14 protein-coding genes are annotated in these 17,818 nt (G+C 50.4%); all 14 read right to left on the bottom strand.

What is annotated here, in order from left to right:
• Positions 1 to 49: 49 nt before the first annotated feature.
• The 14 genes from ffh to recG all read right to left on the bottom strand — a co-directional run bounded on the left by ffh (position 50) and on the right by recG (position 17,814).
• On the bottom strand, positions 50 to 1,462 hold the full coding sequence (gene ffh / locus BMX58_RS08440) for a signal recognition particle protein (RefSeq protein ID WP_068623831.1): 1,413 nt from the start codon (positions 1,460 to 1,462) through the stop codon (positions 50 to 52).
• Between the two features lie 20 nt (positions 1,463 to 1,482).
• Complete coding sequence (locus tag BMX58_RS08445; RefSeq protein ID WP_068623829.1) at positions 1,483 to 1,830, bottom strand: putative DNA-binding protein; 348 nt, start codon at positions 1,828 to 1,830, stop codon at positions 1,483 to 1,485.
• A gap of 222 nt (positions 1,831 to 2,052) precedes the next feature.
• Positions 2,053 to 3,066, bottom strand: a complete 1,014-nt coding sequence (gene ftsY, locus BMX58_RS08450; RefSeq protein WP_068623827.1) for a signal recognition particle-docking protein FtsY — start codon at positions 3,064 to 3,066, stop codon at positions 2,053 to 2,055.
• A gap of 32 nt (positions 3,067 to 3,098) precedes the next feature.
• Positions 3,099 to 3,911, bottom strand: coding sequence for a sugar-phosphatase (gene yidA, locus BMX58_RS08455; RefSeq protein ID WP_068623825.1), 813 nt, complete (start codon positions 3,909 to 3,911; stop codon positions 3,099 to 3,101).
• A gap of 14 nt (positions 3,912 to 3,925) precedes the next feature.
• A complete protein-coding gene (gene smc, locus BMX58_RS08460; protein ID WP_068623822.1) occupies positions 3,926 to 7,486 on the bottom strand; it encodes a chromosome segregation protein SMC in 3,561 nt (1,186 codons plus the stop codon).
• 31 nt (positions 7,487 to 7,517) lie between these two features.
• Positions 7,518 to 8,207 (bottom strand): ribonuclease III, encoded by a 690-nt coding sequence (gene rnc, locus BMX58_RS08465; protein WP_068623819.1) that lies wholly within the window; start codon positions 8,205 to 8,207, stop codon positions 7,518 to 7,520.
• 201 nt (positions 8,208 to 8,408) lie between these two features.
• Positions 8,409 to 10,181: an oligopeptide ABC transporter substrate-binding protein gene (locus BMX58_RS08470; protein ID WP_068623818.1), complete on the bottom strand. Its 1,773-nt coding sequence runs from the start codon at positions 10,179 to 10,181 to the stop codon at positions 8,409 to 8,411.
• 15 nt (positions 10,182 to 10,196) lie between these two features.
• Positions 10,197 to 11,072, bottom strand: coding sequence for an ABC transporter permease (locus tag BMX58_RS08475; RefSeq protein WP_420855203.1), 876 nt, complete (start codon positions 11,070 to 11,072; stop codon positions 10,197 to 10,199).
• A gap of 116 nt (positions 11,073 to 11,188) precedes the next feature.
• Positions 11,189 to 12,106: an ABC transporter permease gene (locus tag BMX58_RS08480; RefSeq protein WP_068623816.1), complete on the bottom strand. Its 918-nt coding sequence runs from the start codon at positions 12,104 to 12,106 to the stop codon at positions 11,189 to 11,191.
• Between the two features lie 2 nt (positions 12,107 to 12,108).
• Positions 12,109 to 13,050 carry an ATP-binding cassette domain-containing protein gene (locus BMX58_RS08485; protein WP_068623813.1) on the bottom strand — a complete coding sequence of 314 codons (942 nt, stop codon included), beginning with the start codon at positions 13,048 to 13,050 and terminating at the stop codon, positions 12,109 to 12,111.
• 1 nt (position 13,051) lies between these two features.
• Positions 13,052 to 14,065 carry an ABC transporter ATP-binding protein gene (locus BMX58_RS08490; protein WP_068623812.1) on the bottom strand — a complete coding sequence of 338 codons (1,014 nt, stop codon included), beginning with the start codon at positions 14,063 to 14,065 and terminating at the stop codon, positions 13,052 to 13,054.
• A 209-nt stretch (positions 14,066 to 14,274) separates the two neighbouring features.
• Positions 14,275 to 14,514 (bottom strand): acyl carrier protein, encoded by a 240-nt coding sequence (gene acpP / locus BMX58_RS08495; protein ID WP_068623810.1) that lies wholly within the window; start codon positions 14,512 to 14,514, stop codon positions 14,275 to 14,277.
• A 111-nt stretch (positions 14,515 to 14,625) separates the two neighbouring features.
• Positions 14,626 to 15,666 carry a phosphate acyltransferase PlsX gene (plsX, locus tag BMX58_RS08500; protein ID WP_068623807.1) on the bottom strand — a complete coding sequence of 347 codons (1,041 nt, stop codon included), beginning with the start codon at positions 15,664 to 15,666 and terminating at the stop codon, positions 14,626 to 14,628.
• Between the two features lie 27 nt (positions 15,667 to 15,693).
• Positions 15,694 to 17,814: an ATP-dependent DNA helicase RecG gene (gene recG, locus BMX58_RS08505; protein WP_275425226.1), complete on the bottom strand. Its 2,121-nt coding sequence runs from the start codon at positions 17,812 to 17,814 to the stop codon at positions 15,694 to 15,696.
• Between the last annotated feature and the right edge of the window lie 4 nt (positions 17,815 to 17,818).

The following is a 17,818-nucleotide window of genomic DNA, read 5'->3' on the forward strand; positions in this document are numbered from 1 at the left end:
TACCAGTTTTCATTTTAGTTGTAAAGTATTTTTTCTTTACACTGCCCAATTATTTTTTCTTTTTCTTCTTTTTGTTCATCCGTCTGGCCATTTGCTGCATCGCCAATTTGCCCATTTTGCCTTTCGGCCCTTGCCCAAGCAAACCTTCCATCCCTGCAAAATTGCCTTTGGACATCTTGTTCATCATATCCCTGGACTCGTTGAATTGCTTGATCAGACGATTGACTTCCGCCAACGATCTTGCCGATCCTTTTGCGATCCGTTTCCGTCGGCTCTGCGACAGAAGCTCCGGGTTTTCGCGTTCAGCAGGCGTCATCGAAAGCACGATTGCCTTCATGTGGGCCATATCTTTGGGATCGATCTTTATCTGATCCAGCCCTGGAAGGTTGCTCATGCCCGGAATCATTTTTAGGAGGTCTTCAAGCGGCCCCATGTTGGTGACCTGGTCCATCTGCTCAATGAAGTCATTGAAATTGAATGTGTTCTCGCGTATTTTTGCGGCCATCTCCGCGGCCTTGGCTTCATCAAAGTCTTGTTGCGCGCGTTCGATCAGCGTCATCAGATCGCCCATGCCCAGTATCCTGGAAGCCATGCGGTCCGGATAGAACGGCTCAAAATCTTCCAATTTTTCGCCTTGACCCGTGAATTTGATCGGCTTTCCGGTTACGGAACGGATGGATAGCGCCGCTCCGCCGCGGGTGTCCCCATCCAGTTTGGTCAGGATGACACCGGTTATGCCAAGCTGTTCATTGAAGGATTGCGCGACGTTGACGGCGTCCTGCCCGGTCATCGCATCGACCGTGAACAGGATTTCGGTAGGATTGACGGCAGCCTTGATGTTCTTCAACTCCGTCATCAGCACCTCATCCACATGCAGTCGTCCCGCCGTATCGATGATGACCAGATCGCGGCCAGCGAGTTTGGCTTCTTCAACAGCCTGCTTCGCGATGTCCACCGGATTCGCTTCCGTGCCCAAAGCGTAGACCGGGAAATCCAATTGCTTGCCCAAGGTCTGCAACTGGTTGATGGCTGCCGGGCGATAAACGTCGGCAGCTACCAACATCGGGCGTTTGTTCTCTTTTTTCTTCATGTAATTGGCAAGTTTTCCGGCAGTGGTTGTCTTACCAGCCCCTTGCAGACCGACCATCATGACGACAGTCGGTGGCTTGGCGGAGAACTGGAATGGCTCCTGCTGCCCGCCCATCAATTCGGTCAACTCTTCGTTGACGATTTTTACGACTTGTTGTGTCGGTGAAAGCGACTCAAGCACGTCCGAACCCAACGCGCGTTCATTCACCTTTTTGACGAATTCTTTTACGACTTTAAAATTCACGTCAGCTTCCAGCAAAGCCAAACGTACTTCACGCATCATTTCCTTCAGATCGGCTTCGGTGATTTTGCCTTTTTTGCCGATTTTGGTCATCGCGCCTTGGAGACGCTCGGATAACCCTTCAAATGCCATAATTGCCACTTCCTTACTTTTTAATCATCTCTCTCATCCAGTTCTTCCAGATTGGAAATCAGCCTCTGCAAAGATTTGTCTTCGGGATATTTTTCTTCGGCATAGTTCGCCAATTCGTCCAACTTTTTATTGCGGAGACTATAGTTTTGCGCCAATTTCAACTTCTGCTCATAATCCATCAGAATCTTTTCGGTGCGCTTGATGTTATCGTACACTGCCTGCCGGCTGACATCGAATTCTTCAGCGATTTCGCCCAAAGAGTAGTCATCCCCATAATACAAGGAAAGATAACCTTTCTGTTTGTTCGTCAACAGGACATTATAGAATTCATAAAGAGTATTCATGTTATTGGTTTTTTCTAGTTCCATCAGAATACCTTCCTTCTCGTACAGATTGTCAAGAAAAAATCTTTACACTTCATTAGATTACCTATTTTGCAAAGCTTAGTCAACCATAATTTGCGCCAGGGCTTTGTTCCCGCAACAAAAAGTAAGGTCAGGCCGGCAATCGGTTGGGGATTGTCGGCCTGACCAAGCTTATGGCGCTTTTTGCAGTGCGATGTGCTTCATTTTCCGGCATTTCGCGCTTCCTTATTTCTTCTCGAGCAAATCCCTTACCAATCCGTAGATGTATTGTTCCGGATCGAACACCTGCAGATCGTCCAAACCTTCGCCCAAGCCGACGAATTTTACCGGTATATCCAATTCCTGGCGGATCGCCAGAATGACGCCGCCTTTCGCCGTCCCGTCCAATTTCGTCAGGATCAGGCCGGTGACATCCGTCGTCTCCTTGAATTGCTTCGCTTGGATCAATGCATTCTGTCCCGTCGTGGCATCGAGCACCAACAACGTTTCAGTTGCTCCGCCCGGGATTTCCCTTGCGATGATCCGATTGATCTTCTCCAATTCCTTCATCAGGTTCACTTTGTTCTGCAGCCGTCCTGCAGTGTCGATCAGCAGATATTCATAGTTCTCTTCTTTGGCTTGCTTCAAGGCATCGTAGACGACAGAAGCGGGATCGCTTTTGGCATCGCTCGTCACGACCGGAACACCGACGCGCTCGCCCCATACTTCCAACTGTTCGATCGCGCCGGCCCTGAAAGTGTCACCGGCCGCCAACAAAACTTTTTTGCCTTGGTTCTTCAATCGGTAGGCATACTTGCCGATGGTTGTCGTTTTGCCCACCCCGTTCACACCCACGAACAGGATGACGGTTGGCCCGTTTTCGTTGGTTCTGATGGTCGGCAGTTCGGTCTGCCCTTTTTCATAGATTTCGACCAGTTTTTCGATGATGACATTCTTCACCTGTTCCCCTGTGCGGACGTTCTTCATCTTGACCTCATCGCGCAGCACATCCGAAAGCGCCAAGGTCATATCAAATCCGACATCGGCGGAAATCAGCGTTTCCTCCAAGTCATCGAAGAATTCCTCGTCCACCTCCCTAAAACCGGCGAAAAGTTCATTCATCTTCTCCGAAAAGCTTTTGCGCGTTTTCTCCATGCCTTTGTCGTATTTCTCGATGACAATCTTACTTTCTTCAGTCACCGGCGTCTGGACGACATCCTCGCCTGTGAATGCACGTTTAATTCGATCAAACAATCCCATCTGGACACTTCCTTTCTATTTGAGGCGGGCTCTTACGCAAACACCAGTGTTTCGATTGCGTGCGCGACGCCGTCTTCCCCGTTTGTCTTAGTGACAAAACTCGCCCGTTCCTTGATTTTTTCGGGAGCATTCCCCATCGCGACGCTCACTCCTGCATAATCCAGCATCGCCAAATCATTCTCTTCATCCCCGCAAGCCATGACTTCATCGGCAGTGATCCCCAGATGCGCGCATAAAGCCGCGATGCCGTTGCCCTTGTCGACTTCCGGATGCATGACTTCGAACAGGAGCGGGCGCGATTTCATCATCGAATATTTGCTGTAGAAATCCCCTGGTATTTTTGTGATCGCTTCATCCAGAACTGCAGGTGCGATGCAAAAGACTACCTTATTGAATGCGTGATTCTCCTGGAAATCTTCGATCTTTTTCGCGACGAACGGCAAGCTCGAACTCTGCAAGCTCTTATAAAGGGACTCCTTGCCTTCCGGATACTCCGGTTCGTAAACAAATTCCAGATCCAGCATGTTCATTGGGATATTCAGCTCCCTGCTCAGATCATAAAGCTCCGCTACTTGGCCGTAATTCAGCACCTTCTGGGAGATGATTTCAGCCGTTTTGTTTTTTTGGACCAATCCTCCGTTATAGGTGATGGAGTAATCTTCTGCGTGCAGCAGATCCAGCTCATCCACATACGCCTTGATGCCCATCAGCGGGCGCCCGGTGCAGAGAACGACCTTCACGCCGGCTTCCCGTGCCCGTTTGATTGCCTGTTTGTTCGCGTCGCTGATTTTTTTTTCAGGATCCAGCAGTGTGCCATCCAAGTCGAGTGCTATCAGTTTAATCATTCTTCCTCATCCCCTTAACCTATTTCTTCGTAATCTTCAAATTTGACCGATGCCAGGCGGGACACACCGGAATCCTGCATGGTCACGCCGTATAGTGCATCCGCTTCTTCCATCGTGCCCTTGCGATGGGTGATGACGATGAATTGCGTCAAGCCTGTAGAGGCCGCAAGATATTTTCCGAAGCGGGAAACATTCGCTTCATCCAATGCAGCTTCGACTTCATCCAGGATGCAGAACGGCACCGGTTTGACCTCAATGATGGCAAACAAAAGCGCAATCGCAGTGAAGGCTTTTTCCCCGCCGGAAAGCAAGCTGAGCTGCTGAAGTTTTTTCCCGGGTGGCTGCGCCACGATTTCGATGCCGGTCTCCAACAGGTCATTCGGATCAGTCAGCTCCAATGTCGCTTTGCCGCCGCCGAACAGTTTCGGGAAGGTTTTTTCAAATTGTTTTTTGATCTGAACGAAAGTCTCTTTGAAACGCGACCGGACCTCGTCATCCATTTCGTTCATCGTATTCAGCAGGTTGCCTCTGGCGGACAAAAGATCTGTCTGTTGCTCCGAAAGGAAAGTGAATCGCTCAGAAATGCGTTCATATTCCTCGATGGCGCCCAGATTGATCGGCCCCAAATCTTCGATCTCTTTCTTCAGCTTTTTGACTTGCCGTGCTGCCTCTTCGGGTTCTTGCTCCAGCTGATGTGCTGCTTTAGCCGCTTCGAAGCTGAGGCCGTACTCCTCGCTCAAATGTGCGAGATGGTGGTCGATGGCGATTTCATGACGCCCGGCGTTCGTTTCCAGTTTGGCATGCTCGCTCCATAATTTCTGGAGCCGTTTGTTTCTTTCGTTCTGTTCGGTTTCCTGGACAGCGCGATTTTGTTCCATTTGCTTTTTTTGCTCGCGCAGCTGCTTCAGGTCGGCATCGCAGCTATTTTTTTCCGCATAAGCGGCCTTCAGCTGCGCTTCGATTTCTTGGATTGTCATTGTTTCGGTATCGGCCAGTTTCGCGACTTGATCCTGTTTGCCTTTCAGCGCCAAGATCGCCTCTTGTTCCGTTTGGATGCGCTCGGTTGAAAGTTTCACGTCCCGCCTGATTTGCTTCTCTTGCTCTTGCAGGACCGCAAGTTCCTGATCTGCCTGTTGCCGATCTGCTTGAACAGCCTGCAGCAATTTCAAACGTTCTTCCTCATTGAGGCTGGATTCCGCTATATCCTTTTGGAGTTGTTCGATTTCGCTGTCGAGGACAAGCAAATTTTGTTGGGCTTGCGCCAATTGCGTTTGCCTTTCCGATTTCTCTTCGTAAAACATGCGCTTTTCGTATTCGTGGGCAGCCGATTCCTTTTCTTTAACCGTGATTTCGGCTGTCACTTGTTGCAGGGATGCTTCCCGTTGCTTCAGTTCGAACTGTTTGATGTTGGCTTTTTGGCGCATGACATCCAGCTCTTCTTGGAGACTCTGTTGCTGCAGCGACCATTTTTCATGCTCCCGTTTCAGTTGATTGTACTGGATGGACATTTGTTGCACGTAATCGGTCAACTTCTTCAGATTATTTTTGCGGGCCAACAAGGAAGCCTCTTGCTGACGCCTTGTCGCACCACCGGTCATCGATCCGCCGGCATGAATCACATCCCCTTCCAGCGTTACGATGCGGTAGCGGCTCTGCAATTTTTTGGAAATCTGCAGTCCTTCCTGCAGATTCGAGGCTACAACCGTTGTGCCAAGCAAATTACTGACGATCGCGCTGTATATTTCCTCATGGCCGATCAGCTCATTCGCGATGCCCAGATAGCCGGGACTGGCTTCCAGCGCGGCCCGAACAGAGGCAGGCAACGACTTGCCCTGGATCACCGTCATCGGAAGGAAAGTCGCGCGCCCCAAGTGCTGGGCTTTCAGGATACTGATGCACTGGGAGGCTGTGCGTTCATCAGCGACGACGATATGCTGCATCGTAGCCCCCAGAGCGATTTCCATCGCCAAAGTGTATTTTTCGGGAACTTGGATCAACTCTGCGACAGGCCCGCGGATTCCCGGAACGCTTTCGCGCCTGCGCAGCATTTCCTTTACGCCCTGATAATAGCTGGCATAACTGTCATCCAGCTCTTGCTGGCTTTCACGCCGGGCTTCCGCTTGCTGCAGATTCCGGGTGACGGTATCCAGCTCCGCGTTCAGTTGTTGGAGTTTGGAGACAAGTTGGAAATGATTCTGTTTGCACTCCTGCAATTCCGATTCCAAATCGGCGTTGTCTGCGACAAACCGGCGATGTTCTTCTTCCAGCGTTTCCTGTTTCGCTTTCAATTGCCGCAGATTTTTCCTGAGTTCGTCGCTTTTGGAAAGGAGTCGATGTTCTTGTTCCGTTGCGAGCGTCATTTCCTTTTCAAGATGGACCGTGGTGTTCCGGTTGCTGGATTGTTCCTGCAGCCTGTCGATATAGTCGTTGCGGAGCTGTTGGACAAGTTCTGTCCGGTTTTGCGCCAACTGGGCTTCTTTTTCGGCTAAGCTTTCCCTTTTAGCCGCAAGTTCTTTCCTGGCGTCCGCTTTTGCTGCAAGCTCCATCCGCAAAGCGGCCAGATTGGCTTTTTCCATTTTGATGAGCGCCTCTTTTTCAACGATAAGCTGCGCTTGCTCTTCCTGATTTTTTGAAGAGAACAACGCTCGTTGCTGGAAAACCTGCTTCTGCCCTTCCAGCTGCTCCAACTTCTGGATGATCGTCACATAGCCGCTCTGCAGTGCTTCAAGTTGCTCATCGCAAGCGTCCAGCTTGAGCTTCAGTTCGCGCAAGCCCGATTGGGTATCCTCAAGGGACTGCTCTTCCCTGCTGATTTTCCGGTCGTACTCGACGAGTTCCCGTTTGCTGGCTTGCCACTGCGTATTCAACCGCTCGATTTCGGAAGCTGTCAGAGCGATCTCGATTTCGCTCAGCCACGCCTTTTTCTCCTGATAATTCAATGCCGTTTTGCGTTGGATTTCCAGCGGAGCCAGTTGGCTGTTGATTTCATGCAGGATATCCTCGATTCGGTTCAGGTGTTCTTCCGTTTGGGAAAGCTTCCGCTCGGCGCTCGTTTTGCGGTTTTTGTATCTCGCTACGCCCGCAGCCTCCTCCAGGATGACCCTTCTGTCCTCAGGTTTGTTCTGGAAAATTTGTTCCACTTTCCCCTGCGAAATCATCGAGAAAGAGTCTTTCCCGATGCCCGAATCCATCAGCAGTTCCGTTATGTCCTTGAGCCTGCATGGCTTCTTGTTGATGAAACAGTCACTGTCGCCATTGCGGTTGTATCTTCTGGTGATGCTCACTTCGCTGAACTCCAGCGGCAGGAATCCGTCCTCGTTGTTCAGGATCAGGGTCACTTCCGCAATATTGACGGGTTTGCGTGTCTGCGATCCGGCGAAAACGATATCGTCCATTTTTTTCCCCCGCAGATTTTTGGCGGATTGTTCGCCCAATACCCAACGGACAGCTTCCGAGAGATTGCTCTTGCCGCTTCCGTTCGGTCCTACCACCGCTGTCACACCTTCATCAAACTCGATTACGGTTTTGTCGGCGAATGATTTGAAGCCTGACATTTCTATTCTTTCAAGATGCAAAGATAACATCCTTTCCGGTGAAACTTGCTTTTCATTTTTGTAAAGATTCCAAAGCGTTTTGTGCCGCTTTTTGTTCGGCTGCTTTTTTGCTCGGCCCTTGCCCTTGGCCCAGCACTTTTCCGAATGCCCGCACTTCCACATCAAACAATTTGGCATGCGCAGGTCCGTCTTCATTCAGGAGAATATATTGGATGTCCACATCCCCGTTTTTTTGCAGTTCTTCCTGAAGGTGGGTTTTGTGATCCATCACATGTGAAAAAGCATCCTCTTTTAATTTCGCGATCATGACTTGCTCGATGAATTTCCTGGCGGCTTCGATGCCTTGGTCGAGATAGACGGCTCCGATGAAAGCTTCGAAGACATCGCACAACAAAGCCGGACGTTGCCTTCCGCCCATATTCTCTTCCCCTTTGCCCAACCGGATATAGCTGTCGAAATGACAGTCCTTTGCAAAGGCGGACAAGCTGGGTTCGCAGACGATCTGCGCCCGCAGACGGGTCATTTTGCCTTCATGCCACGTATCATAGGTATGAAACAAATAATCGGAGATGATGACTTCCAGGACCGCATCCCCCAAGAACTCCAGTCGTTCATTATCCTGTATTTCCAGATGACGATGCTCATTCACATAAGATGAATGGGTAAATGCTTCATGCAAAAGGTGCTCATCATTGAAAACGATCGAGAAGTCTTTTGCTATCTGCTTGACTATTTTTTCCAATTCGTTCCCTCCTTTCCTTGAATGGACTCTTTATTTCCAGGCTGTTTTGAAAAATAGAGTCCTTTTTCATTATACGACAAATAGGTGCCATTAGCACGCAAATTTAGTTCCCGAACAGACTGCCTTTGCTCACGGGAAAGAGGCCCGGACATCACTCCGGGCCTCCTCCTCAATTAATTTTGGCCATGAACTTGACAAACATCAGCGAACAGGCTCTTCCGAAGTCAGTTCGATGGTCTCCCACCCTCTGGTTGCGCCATAGCGGATATTGAAATTCTTGACCCGATTATTGACGGCAAAAATCTGCGTACGCCACAGCGTAGGGATGACAGGGGCTTCCTCAATCAGCAATTTTTGCCATTCGCGATAGATTCCCGTCCGCTTATTTTCTTCCATGGATACCGCAGCATTGATCTGATCCAACAAGGAATCATTCTTTTCGTTGGTCCACCGCGTATAGTTCAGGGCGCTGGTACGGCCGAAAAATCCGGTTGGATTGGGATCCATCCCTGTCGCCCACGTCCCCTGATAGACGTCGATCGCCGGATCGTCGGATGCAAGCATGTCCTGGAAACGGTGGTATTCAATCAGTCTTCCTGTAGCAAGCGAAACATCCAGCCCCACCGCTTTCCATTGCTGGATATAATACGCTGCAACTGTATCAGCCGCATCGCCCCCCGCAACAGCCGCAAAACTGATCGCGAGCAGCTTTCCGTCCGGTGTTTCCCGATAACCATCGCCATCCTGATCGATGTAGCCGGCCTCATCCAGCAACGCTGCGGCTTTTGCGGGATCATAACTGAAACCGGCTGCCTCAGCATCACCGAATCCTTCAAACGCTGGCGGAATCATGCCGTTTGCCGACTGCTGCAGCCCATCAAAAATGAGTGCTGCGATGCTTTCGTTGTCAAGCGCATACGCCATCGCTCTCCGCAACGCCGCATCCGCCATTTTATTGTTCGGATCCAGACTGTTGGCGCCTGATTCAGCGTCCCAGGAGCCCAATTTGAAGCCGATATAGGTGGTCGCCAACGCTTCTCTGCCCAACAGGGTGATATTATCGAAATCCTTATAAGTTTCGTAAGAACTTGCCGGCAAAACGGCGACGTCGTAATTCCCCGCTTCCATTTCGGATACGATTGTTGCTGGGCTGACTGCTTCCACAAGGATATGATCCAATTTCGGCTTGCCTTTCCAATAATACTCGTTGGCCTCAAAAAGGACCGACTCTCCCGGAACGATCGTTTTGACACGGAAAGGCCCCGTGCCTACGGATTGTTCACGGAGCTGCGGGGCATTCATCATTTCGGACACAGGAATGCTTCCCAATTGATGCCTTGGCAACGGTTGGCTCCATAACGCTCCTCCCGCCTGCAAAACGGACGGATTCAGTTCTTTGAATGCAATGGTAAGATGCGTATCGTCCAAGACATCGATACCGGCGATCGCATCCGCAATGCCTTCGTGGTATTCGGCCATGCCTATGACATTGGCAAAGGTCTCTCCATAAAGGGAACCGGCATAATCCGGATGCCCGATCACCTCATAGGCATACAGGATATCGTCGGCTGTAAGCGCCGCTCCGTCCGACCACTTCAGATTATCCTGCAAGGTGATCGAAATTGTTTTTAAATTTTCATTGAGCACAAAGGTAGCCATGCCGTCCTGCGTAAGTTGAAACTCCTCGTCATACGCAAAAATGGATTCATGCGAAAAGCCCATGAGTTCCTCGTCATAGGCATCTTCAGAAAAAACCGGGCTGAAGATGCCCTGGAAGGAAGATTCGGCCACTAAAGCGTATTTCAGCATGCCGCCACGGATGGCAGGCGCATCGCTGTTCATGACCGTGTCGAATTTCTGGATGACGGCGGATGAATCCGGCAAGTTCCTTTCGGTTTCCGACACAACATCATTGTTTCCGCAACCGGCCAAAAGCGCAGCCAACAAAAACGGAAAAATCAGTTTATTCAGCATAACTCATCCTCCTTATTATCCTTGCGTTTGTCTAGCATCAGCCGCACGCCGTAATGCCTGTCCGACATAAATGATGCACAACAACAGCAGAAAGATAAGCGCGGACGCTGGTAACCATACCCATGCATAGTTCTCGAAGACAATGGGAGCAATCGCATAACGCAGTAAATTGCCTACGCTCGGCACGGTGGGCGGCAGTCCAAAACCCAGAAAACTCAACCCCGTCTCCATCCCGATATTTCTTGCCAAGGACATAGTCGTATTGATGATGACGAGTGAACTTAGGTTGGGCAGGATTTCCCGGAACATGATCAGTATATCGTTCGTCCCGGCTATTTTGGATGCCCGCACATAATCGCGACTGGCTTCTGAACGCGTCCGGTTGCGGAATACTTTCGATTTCCCCGGCCAATTGAATGCGCTCATAAGCAATATGAACACAAAAAGATTGTACTCCGACACAATGGACACGAGCACAAGGACCAGTACGCTTACCGGAAGAACCATGATGGATTCATTGAAGCGCATAAGCAAGCCATCCAGCAGGCCGCCGTAAAAACCTGAAAGCACACCTAACCCGATTCCTATGGCTCCGGTCAGGATCGTCACTGCGGTTCCCGCCACCAGCGAGGTGCGGGCTCCCAACAACAACTGGCCCAGCACATCCCGCCCCGCTTCATCCGTTCCCAACAGATGATTTTTTCCCGGCGAGGCATATCGGTTCAGCAAGTCTACCTGCATCACTTGGGTTTCGTCAAAAAAAAGGGCCCCGACAAAGACGAACAACAAGAGAAAAACGAGCGTCAACAAGGCCACGACCGCTAATCTGTCTTTCCGGAATTCTTCAAGCATGCCGCGAAAATCGACGACTGTTTTTGTTTCCTCATTCACAACATGGCTTAACCGGTTCTCGCTTACCGCAATGGAGGCAATTTCCGTCTTCAGCTCTTCCATTCTCCCTGCTTTCTTTTCTTCCTCCGTATTCAACCTATCCCCCCTTTCTCTTTCTACCTCATCCTGACGCGTGGATCCACGATGGTCAGAACGATGTCGGATACTACTGTTCCGATCAAAGCAGCCAGCCCGTAGATCAGCAACAGGGCAATGATGACACTGAAATCCCGGGTTTCCAAAGAACTGATGAGCAAGCGGCCGATCCCCGGGTAGGAAAAGACGTATTCGACGAAAATGCTTCCGCCTATCAGGCCGGTGACGTCATAGCCCAGCAGAGCCGTTATCGGCAGGCTGGAATTCCTGAAGATGTGCTTCCGGTACACCATGCTCTCCGGAACACCTTTTGAACGGGCTGTCAGCACGTAATCTTCTCGCTTTGCCTCGATAATGCCGGACCTCAGGCGCTGGATGGTGCTGGCAGATGCCGAAAGAGCAAAGGCCAGAGCAGGCAAAGCCAAGTGGTGGAGCCTATTCAAAAGGGAGGCAAGCAAAGTCTGCGATTCCGGCAACAGAGGCATCCCGCGCGTCGGGAAAAGTGCCATCTGAAATCCAAAAAGCCAAACCAGCAGCAGAGCACCAATGAATATCGGCAACGCCGAACTGATGCTGTTCAAAAACCGAATGACTCTATCTCCTAAAGAGCCATCAAAACGCCCTGCATAAACGCCAAGCGGCACAGCGATCAGATAGGTCAACAACAGCGCGGCCCCGGCTAACCAGAGCGTGTTTGCGAGCCTGGCACCAATCAGGACAGCTACAGGCATCCGGTAAGTGTAACTGAGCCCGAAATCGCCTCTGAACAGATTTGCGAGCCACTGCAGATACCGCATGTACCAAGGGCTATCCGGATTCATGAGCGACCCTTTCAGAGGGTCACCCGGCATCCATTGCGCCAGCGCAAACACAACCAGGCTGAACGCCAACAGTTGCGGAACGATATAGAGCAAGCGTCTCAAAATCCTATTCCACATCGCTACCGCTCTCCTTTCGGTGGTTCACCGGCAATTCGGTGCGTTTCCGACAGCGGGATCAGATCCCCCACTCGCCCGTCCGTTGCCAGAAAACTTTCCATACTTTGTTTGTATTCTGATTCTATTTCCCGCCGCAAGCGTTTGTGCCAGTCCCGCTTCGTCGGATCCACGTTCGGTATTGCGGAAAGGAGCCTTTTTGTGTAGATGTGCTGCGGATTGAGATAGATGTCCTGCCTGTCACCGTACTCCACGAATCTCCCCCGATACATAATCGCCAATTCATCGCATATCTGTTTCACGACGCCGAGGTCGTGGGAAATGAACAAATAGCTGAGTTTGTACTCTTCCTGGATGCGTTTCATATAGTTCAGCACTTGCGCCTGAACGGAAAGATCCAACACCGAAACCGGTTCATCAGCAACTACAAATTTCGGACGCAGCGCAACCGCCCTGGCCAAAGCGATACGCTGCCTTTGTCCGCCGTTGAATTCATGAGGGTACTTCCGCAGTGCATCTTCCTGCAAGCCGACCATTTCCAGCAATTCCAGCACCCGTTTTTTTTCTTCCTGGCGGGAAAGCTTCTCAAAATTATGCAATGGTTCGGAAACGATCTGTCCGATTTGTTTTTTCGGATTCAGGCTGGCGCTCGAATCCTGGAAAATCATCTGGACATTGCGTTTGTGGGCCGCTTTCCGCTTGCCGATCGTGGCGGTGACATCAGCGCCTTCATAAAAAATTCGGCCGGCAGTGATCCGCTCCAAGCCGACAATCGCTCTTCCGGCAGTAGATTTTCCGGATCCGGATTCGCCCACCAAACCGTAATTTTTTCCTTCTTCGAGGAAGAGGCTGATGCCGTCAACGGCTGCATGGCTCTTTTTGCCGGCTAAGAAGCCGCCTTCGATCGGATAGTGGACTTTCAAATCTTTAATTTCCAATGAAGCCATCTTATTCACTCTCCCCTTCGAAACGGAAAGACTCATGGCATGTGCACCTGACAAAATGCCCTTTCGAAATTTCGTGCATTTTGGGTGACTCTTCGTGCGCGGAAAAGGGGATCCAGGGAATCCGTCCGGCAAAACGACAGCCCTGTTTAGGCAATTGCTGCAGGGAAGGGACATCCCCTTGAATCACGTAAAGTTCTCTGGAAGCCGATTCGAACGGCCCATTCGCCTGCGGCATAGAACGCAGCAAGGAACGGGTGTAAGGATGCTTGGGATCCGTGAACAGGTCCACAACACCGGCCGTTTCGACAATCTGGCCCGCATACATGACGGCAACTCTATCAGCGACTTCGGCGACGACACCCAAATCATGCGTGATCAAAATGATGCCGGCGCCGGTGGCCTCCCTCAGTTCGCTCAACAAGTCCAAAATTTGGGCTTGGACAGTGGCATCCAACGAGGTCGTCGGTTCATCCGCAATGATGATCGGCGGATCACAGGCAATCGCAACCGCAATTCCGACCCGTTGGAGCACTTCCCTGGTCAGCTCATGCGGGTAGCGTGTGGCTGTCCCTTCCGGATCCTCAACCTTGACTTGCAGCAGCAACTCGCGCACACGCAGGCCGCGTTCCTCTTTTGTCATCTTGGAATGGTAAAGCAGCACTTCTTCTATCTGATCGCCTACCGTCATCAGCGGATTCAATGCGGAGAAGGGATCTTGAAAGATCATCCCGATATCATTCCCCCTGATGCGGTTATAAAGCGTTTCATTCAGGTCGATAAGATTCAGGTTCTGATAGATGATTTCCCCCGAAATCCGGGTGTTCGCTTTATTGTGGAGTCCCACAATCGTTGTTGCGAGGGTGCTTTTCCCGCAGCCGGACTCTCCGACAATGGCCAGTATTTCATTTTTTTCCAGGCTGAACGAAACATCATCCACTGCGTCAAAATAGCGATCCTGCATCCGGAAAGCAGTATGCAATGCGTTTATCTCCAGCAAGGGTCTTCCAAGTCCCATCATGTCGCCTCCTCTCATGTTATATAACAAACTTGACGAAATATCTCCTAATATTATACGGTTTAGCATCTGCAAAAACAACCGCTATTTCATTCATTTCTAATGCTTTTCATATTTCTGCCATAAACGGGTCGGATGGCCTGAAAAAAAAGCAACATTGGCATTTGAAAACCGTCAACGTTGCTTCTGTCGTTAAATTATTGCGATTCTTATCTTTGAGAATCGATGTAGTCGACTGCATCCCCTACTGTGATTATCTTCTCAGCATCTTCATCGGAAATCTGTACAGCAAAAACATCTTCCAGTTCCATAACGAGTTCAACAATATCCAATGAGTCCGCCCCAAGGTCTTTTTGGAATGTCAACTCTCTCGTAACCTTCGCTTCATCGACACCGAATCTTTCAATAATCATCTTGGCTACTCGCTCAAAAGTTGTTGCATCTGCCAAGCGTCACACCTCCATTATCGTTCCATGACCAATTACATCACATTTAGTGGAAATATTTTGTAAAGGCTCACATCTATTTTACCCATACCCTAATCTTTTGTCTATATTTTTTTATTTTTGCTCTGATTGGTCGGCAGACTGAGTATTCATGTCATCAAAGTGCTTCACCACATCATCGATGACATGGGAGCTGATGATTTTGCGGATTTGCTTCACCGTGTGATAGACAGCGATTTTATCCGCGGATCCGTGCGTCTTGACTACCGGTGCCCGCAATCCGAACAGTACAGCCCCGCCGTGCTTCGAATAATCCATCGTATCTTTGATTTGCGAAAAGGAATCCTTGATCAGCATGCCGCCAATTTTTGTTTTCAGCCCGCCTGAAACCAATTGATTTTTGATCAGCTTCAGCAAAGACATGGCTGTTCCTTCCATTGTCTTCAGGACGGCATTCCCCGTAAAACCATCGGTGACGACGACGTCCGCATCTCCGAGCAGGATCTCCCGTGCTTCAATGTTGCCGGTGAAGTTGAGCTCCGGATCCTCATCAAGCAATCGATAGGCTTTTTTGGACAGTTCGCTGCCCTTCGTCGCTTCAGAACCGTTGTTCAGCAAAGCGACCCTCGGGTTCTCGATGCCTTGCACGAACTTGGCATAGTAGGATCCCAAAAGGCCGAACTGATGGATGTTTTCCGGCTTGCAGTCGGCATTTGCGCCCGCATCCATCAATAGAAACTGTTCATTCTCTTTGCCTATGACGGGAAGGATCGGCATCAATCCGGGCCGGTCGATCCCTTTGATCCGGCCGATGATCAATAGTCCGGCGGCCAGAAGCGCTCCTGTGTTGCCTGCGGAAAACAAGGCATCGGCTTCTTTGTTTTTTACTGCTTGCGCTGCCATCACCATGGATGCTTGTTTTTTCCTGCGGATTGCCTTCACCGGTTCGTCATCACTTTCGATTTTTTCGGTCGTGTGAACGATAGTGATTTTTCCGCCCTCGTCATATTGGTTCCCTAAGGCTTTGCGTATCTTGGCTTCGTCTCCGAAAAGCATAAACTCTAAATCATTGAACTCCTTGGCGGCCATTAAAATGCCCTCCACTATTGCTTGGGGAGCAAAATCCCCACCCATCGCATCTACAGCGATTTTCATAGATGTTATCCCTCACTTTTTTTGGTTTCACTGCAATCTCTTGATCTTTTCTTTTTCGCGTTCGACGGCCTCCCTCAAACTTGCGTAGGCAGGGTTGCTGCCGAAATCCTTTTCGCGTGTGATCTGGATAGCGTCATTGTGGGCAATATCCAGAACGACGGCATCCCGCACAATATCCCCGGACTTGAAGTCGGGCAATCCGGATTGTTTGTTGCCGAAAAGGTCACCCGGTCCGCGCAGCTCCAGATCCCGCTGACTGAGGTAAAACCCGTCAGTCGACTCAACCATGATGCGCATGCGTTCCTTGCCGTTATCGGTTTTCGGATCGGCAAGCAGCACGCAGTAGGATTCTTTGTCCCCTCGTCCCACGCGGCCGCGCAGCTGATGGAGTTGGGAAAGCCCAAACCGGTCGGCATCTTGGATGACCATTACGGTTGCATTCGGCACGTTCAGGCCGACTTCGATGACTGTCGTCGATACCAAAACCTGCAGCTCATTGTCTTGGAACCGGCGCATGATCTGATCCTTTTCTTCGGATTTGAGGCGTCCGTGCAACAGACCCACTTGGTATTTGCCTTTGTAGTAGGCCGAAACAGCTTGATGCACATCTTCCGCATTCTTGACGTCCAGCGATTCGGACTTCTCGATCAGCGGGGTGATGATGTATGCCTGTTGTCCATTATCCATCTGTTTCCGGATGAACTCAAGTACATTTTCGAGCTTGTCCGATTTGTTCCAGATGGTTTTGATCGGCTTTCTCCCGTCCGGCATCTGGTCCAGCACCGAAACATCCATTTCCCCCATCGTGGTTATCGCCAGCGTCCTTGGGATAGGGGTGGCGGTCATATACAGAACATTCGGATTGTTGCCTTTTTCATTCAGTTTGTGTCTTTGCTGCACACCGAACCGGTGCTGTTCATCGGTGATGACCAAGCCCAAATCGGAAAAAACGACGTCTTCCTGAATCAGGGCATGCGTACCGATCAGGATATGCAGCCGCCCTTCAGCGAGCTGCTTCAATAAATCTTTGCGTTCCTTCGCCTTGGTGCTGCCGGTAAGCAGCGCAACCGAAATATCCGTGTATTCGAACAGGCTCTTCAGGGTGCGGTAATGCTGTTCCGCCAAGATTTCGGTAGGCACCATGAACGCGCCTTGATACCCGCCCAGGACAGTCGCGACCAAGGCAATGACCGCAACGATCGTCTTGCCGCTGCCGACATCCCCTTGCAAAAGACGGTTCATTTCATAAGGTTTGCGCAGATCCCGGCAGATTTCGTTGACGACCTTCTTTTGCCCATCCGTAAGTTCGAACGGCAGAGTCGCTATGAATCCTTTCAGCTTATCCACATCATACAGAACCGGAATGCCTTTGTTGCTCGTTTTGCGGTTCAGCTGTAGCAATTGCAGCCGCACTTGATAAAGAAAAAACTCCTGGTAGATGATTTGCCGTCTGGCTTGCTCCGATTCTTCATCACTTTTGGGGAAATGCATCGCCCGGATCGCTTCCCTATGGCTCATCAGATGATAGGTCTGCGTCAAGTGCTGCGGGAGAATCTCGGGAATGGCCGGCGCATACAGTTCGATCGCCTGCCGGATCAGATTGAGGATTGTCTGTTGTTTGATGGTCTTGTTGACGTGATAGATGGCGGCGAACTCATCTTGGCCGTTCGAGCTTCCCAGAATCTTCATCCCTGCCAAACTTTGGCGGGCGCGTTCCCACTTGCCGAAGATCGCGACCTCATCCTCGAGCAAAATCTTCTGCTTGAGGTAAGGCTGGTTGAAGAAGGTCACCGAAATGATGGCGTCTTCAATGGCCAACTTGAAGGATAGCCGGCTTTTTTTGTAGCCGTAATGATGCACGACCGGCGCCGTCACGACTTGTCCCTTCAATGTGACTTTATCCGAATCTTCGATTTCATCCAGCGTTTTGACTTTTATGTCCTCGTAACGGAACGGAAAATGGGTGATCAGATCATAGATCGTATCAATGCCCAACGAATGCAGGGCTTCGATCCTTTTGGGCCCTACATGGGGCAGCACTTCGACGGAATCATAGATATCCAAGTGCCTGTTTTCTGTTGCTCCCATCTTTGCTGCTCCTTTCTTCTGAGCGTGCGCTCTTTTCCCCTTATTTGCCGCCTCCTGAATTTCT

Source organism: Trichococcus ilyis, assembly GCF_900109135.1.
In the GTDB taxonomy this organism is placed as follows: domain Bacteria; phylum Bacillota; class Bacilli; order Lactobacillales; family Aerococcaceae; genus Trichococcus; species Trichococcus ilyis.

Coding starts and splice junctions, on each gene's coding strand:
- BMX58_RS08470 (WP_068623818.1), bottom strand. CDS start 10,181: ATGCTGAATAAACTGATTTTTCCGTTTTTGTTGGCTGCGCTTTTGGCC.
- BMX58_RS08485 (WP_068623813.1), bottom strand. CDS start 13,050: ATGGCTTCATTGGAAATTAAAGATTTGAAAGTCCACTATCCGATCGAA.
- ftsY (WP_068623827.1), bottom strand. CDS start 3,066: ATGGGATTGTTTGATCGAATTAAACGTGCATTCACAGGCGAGGATGTC.
- ffh (WP_068623831.1), bottom strand. CDS start 1,462: ATGGCATTTGAAGGGTTATCCGAGCGTCTCCAAGGCGCGATGACCAAA.
- yidA (WP_068623825.1), bottom strand. CDS start 3,911: ATGATTAAACTGATAGCACTCGACTTGGATGGCACACTGCTGGATCCT.
- BMX58_RS08445 (WP_068623829.1), bottom strand. CDS start 1,830: ATGGAACTAGAAAAAACCAATAACATGAATACTCTTTATGAATTCTAT.
- plsX (WP_068623807.1), bottom strand. CDS start 15,666: ATGAAAATCGCTGTAGATGCGATGGGTGGGGATTTTGCTCCCCAAGCA.
- BMX58_RS08490 (WP_068623812.1), bottom strand. CDS start 14,065: ATGGGACTTGGAAGACCCTTGCTGGAGATAAACGCATTGCATACTGCT.
- BMX58_RS08480 (WP_068623816.1), bottom strand. CDS start 12,106: ATGTGGAATAGGATTTTGAGACGCTTGCTCTATATCGTTCCGCAACTG.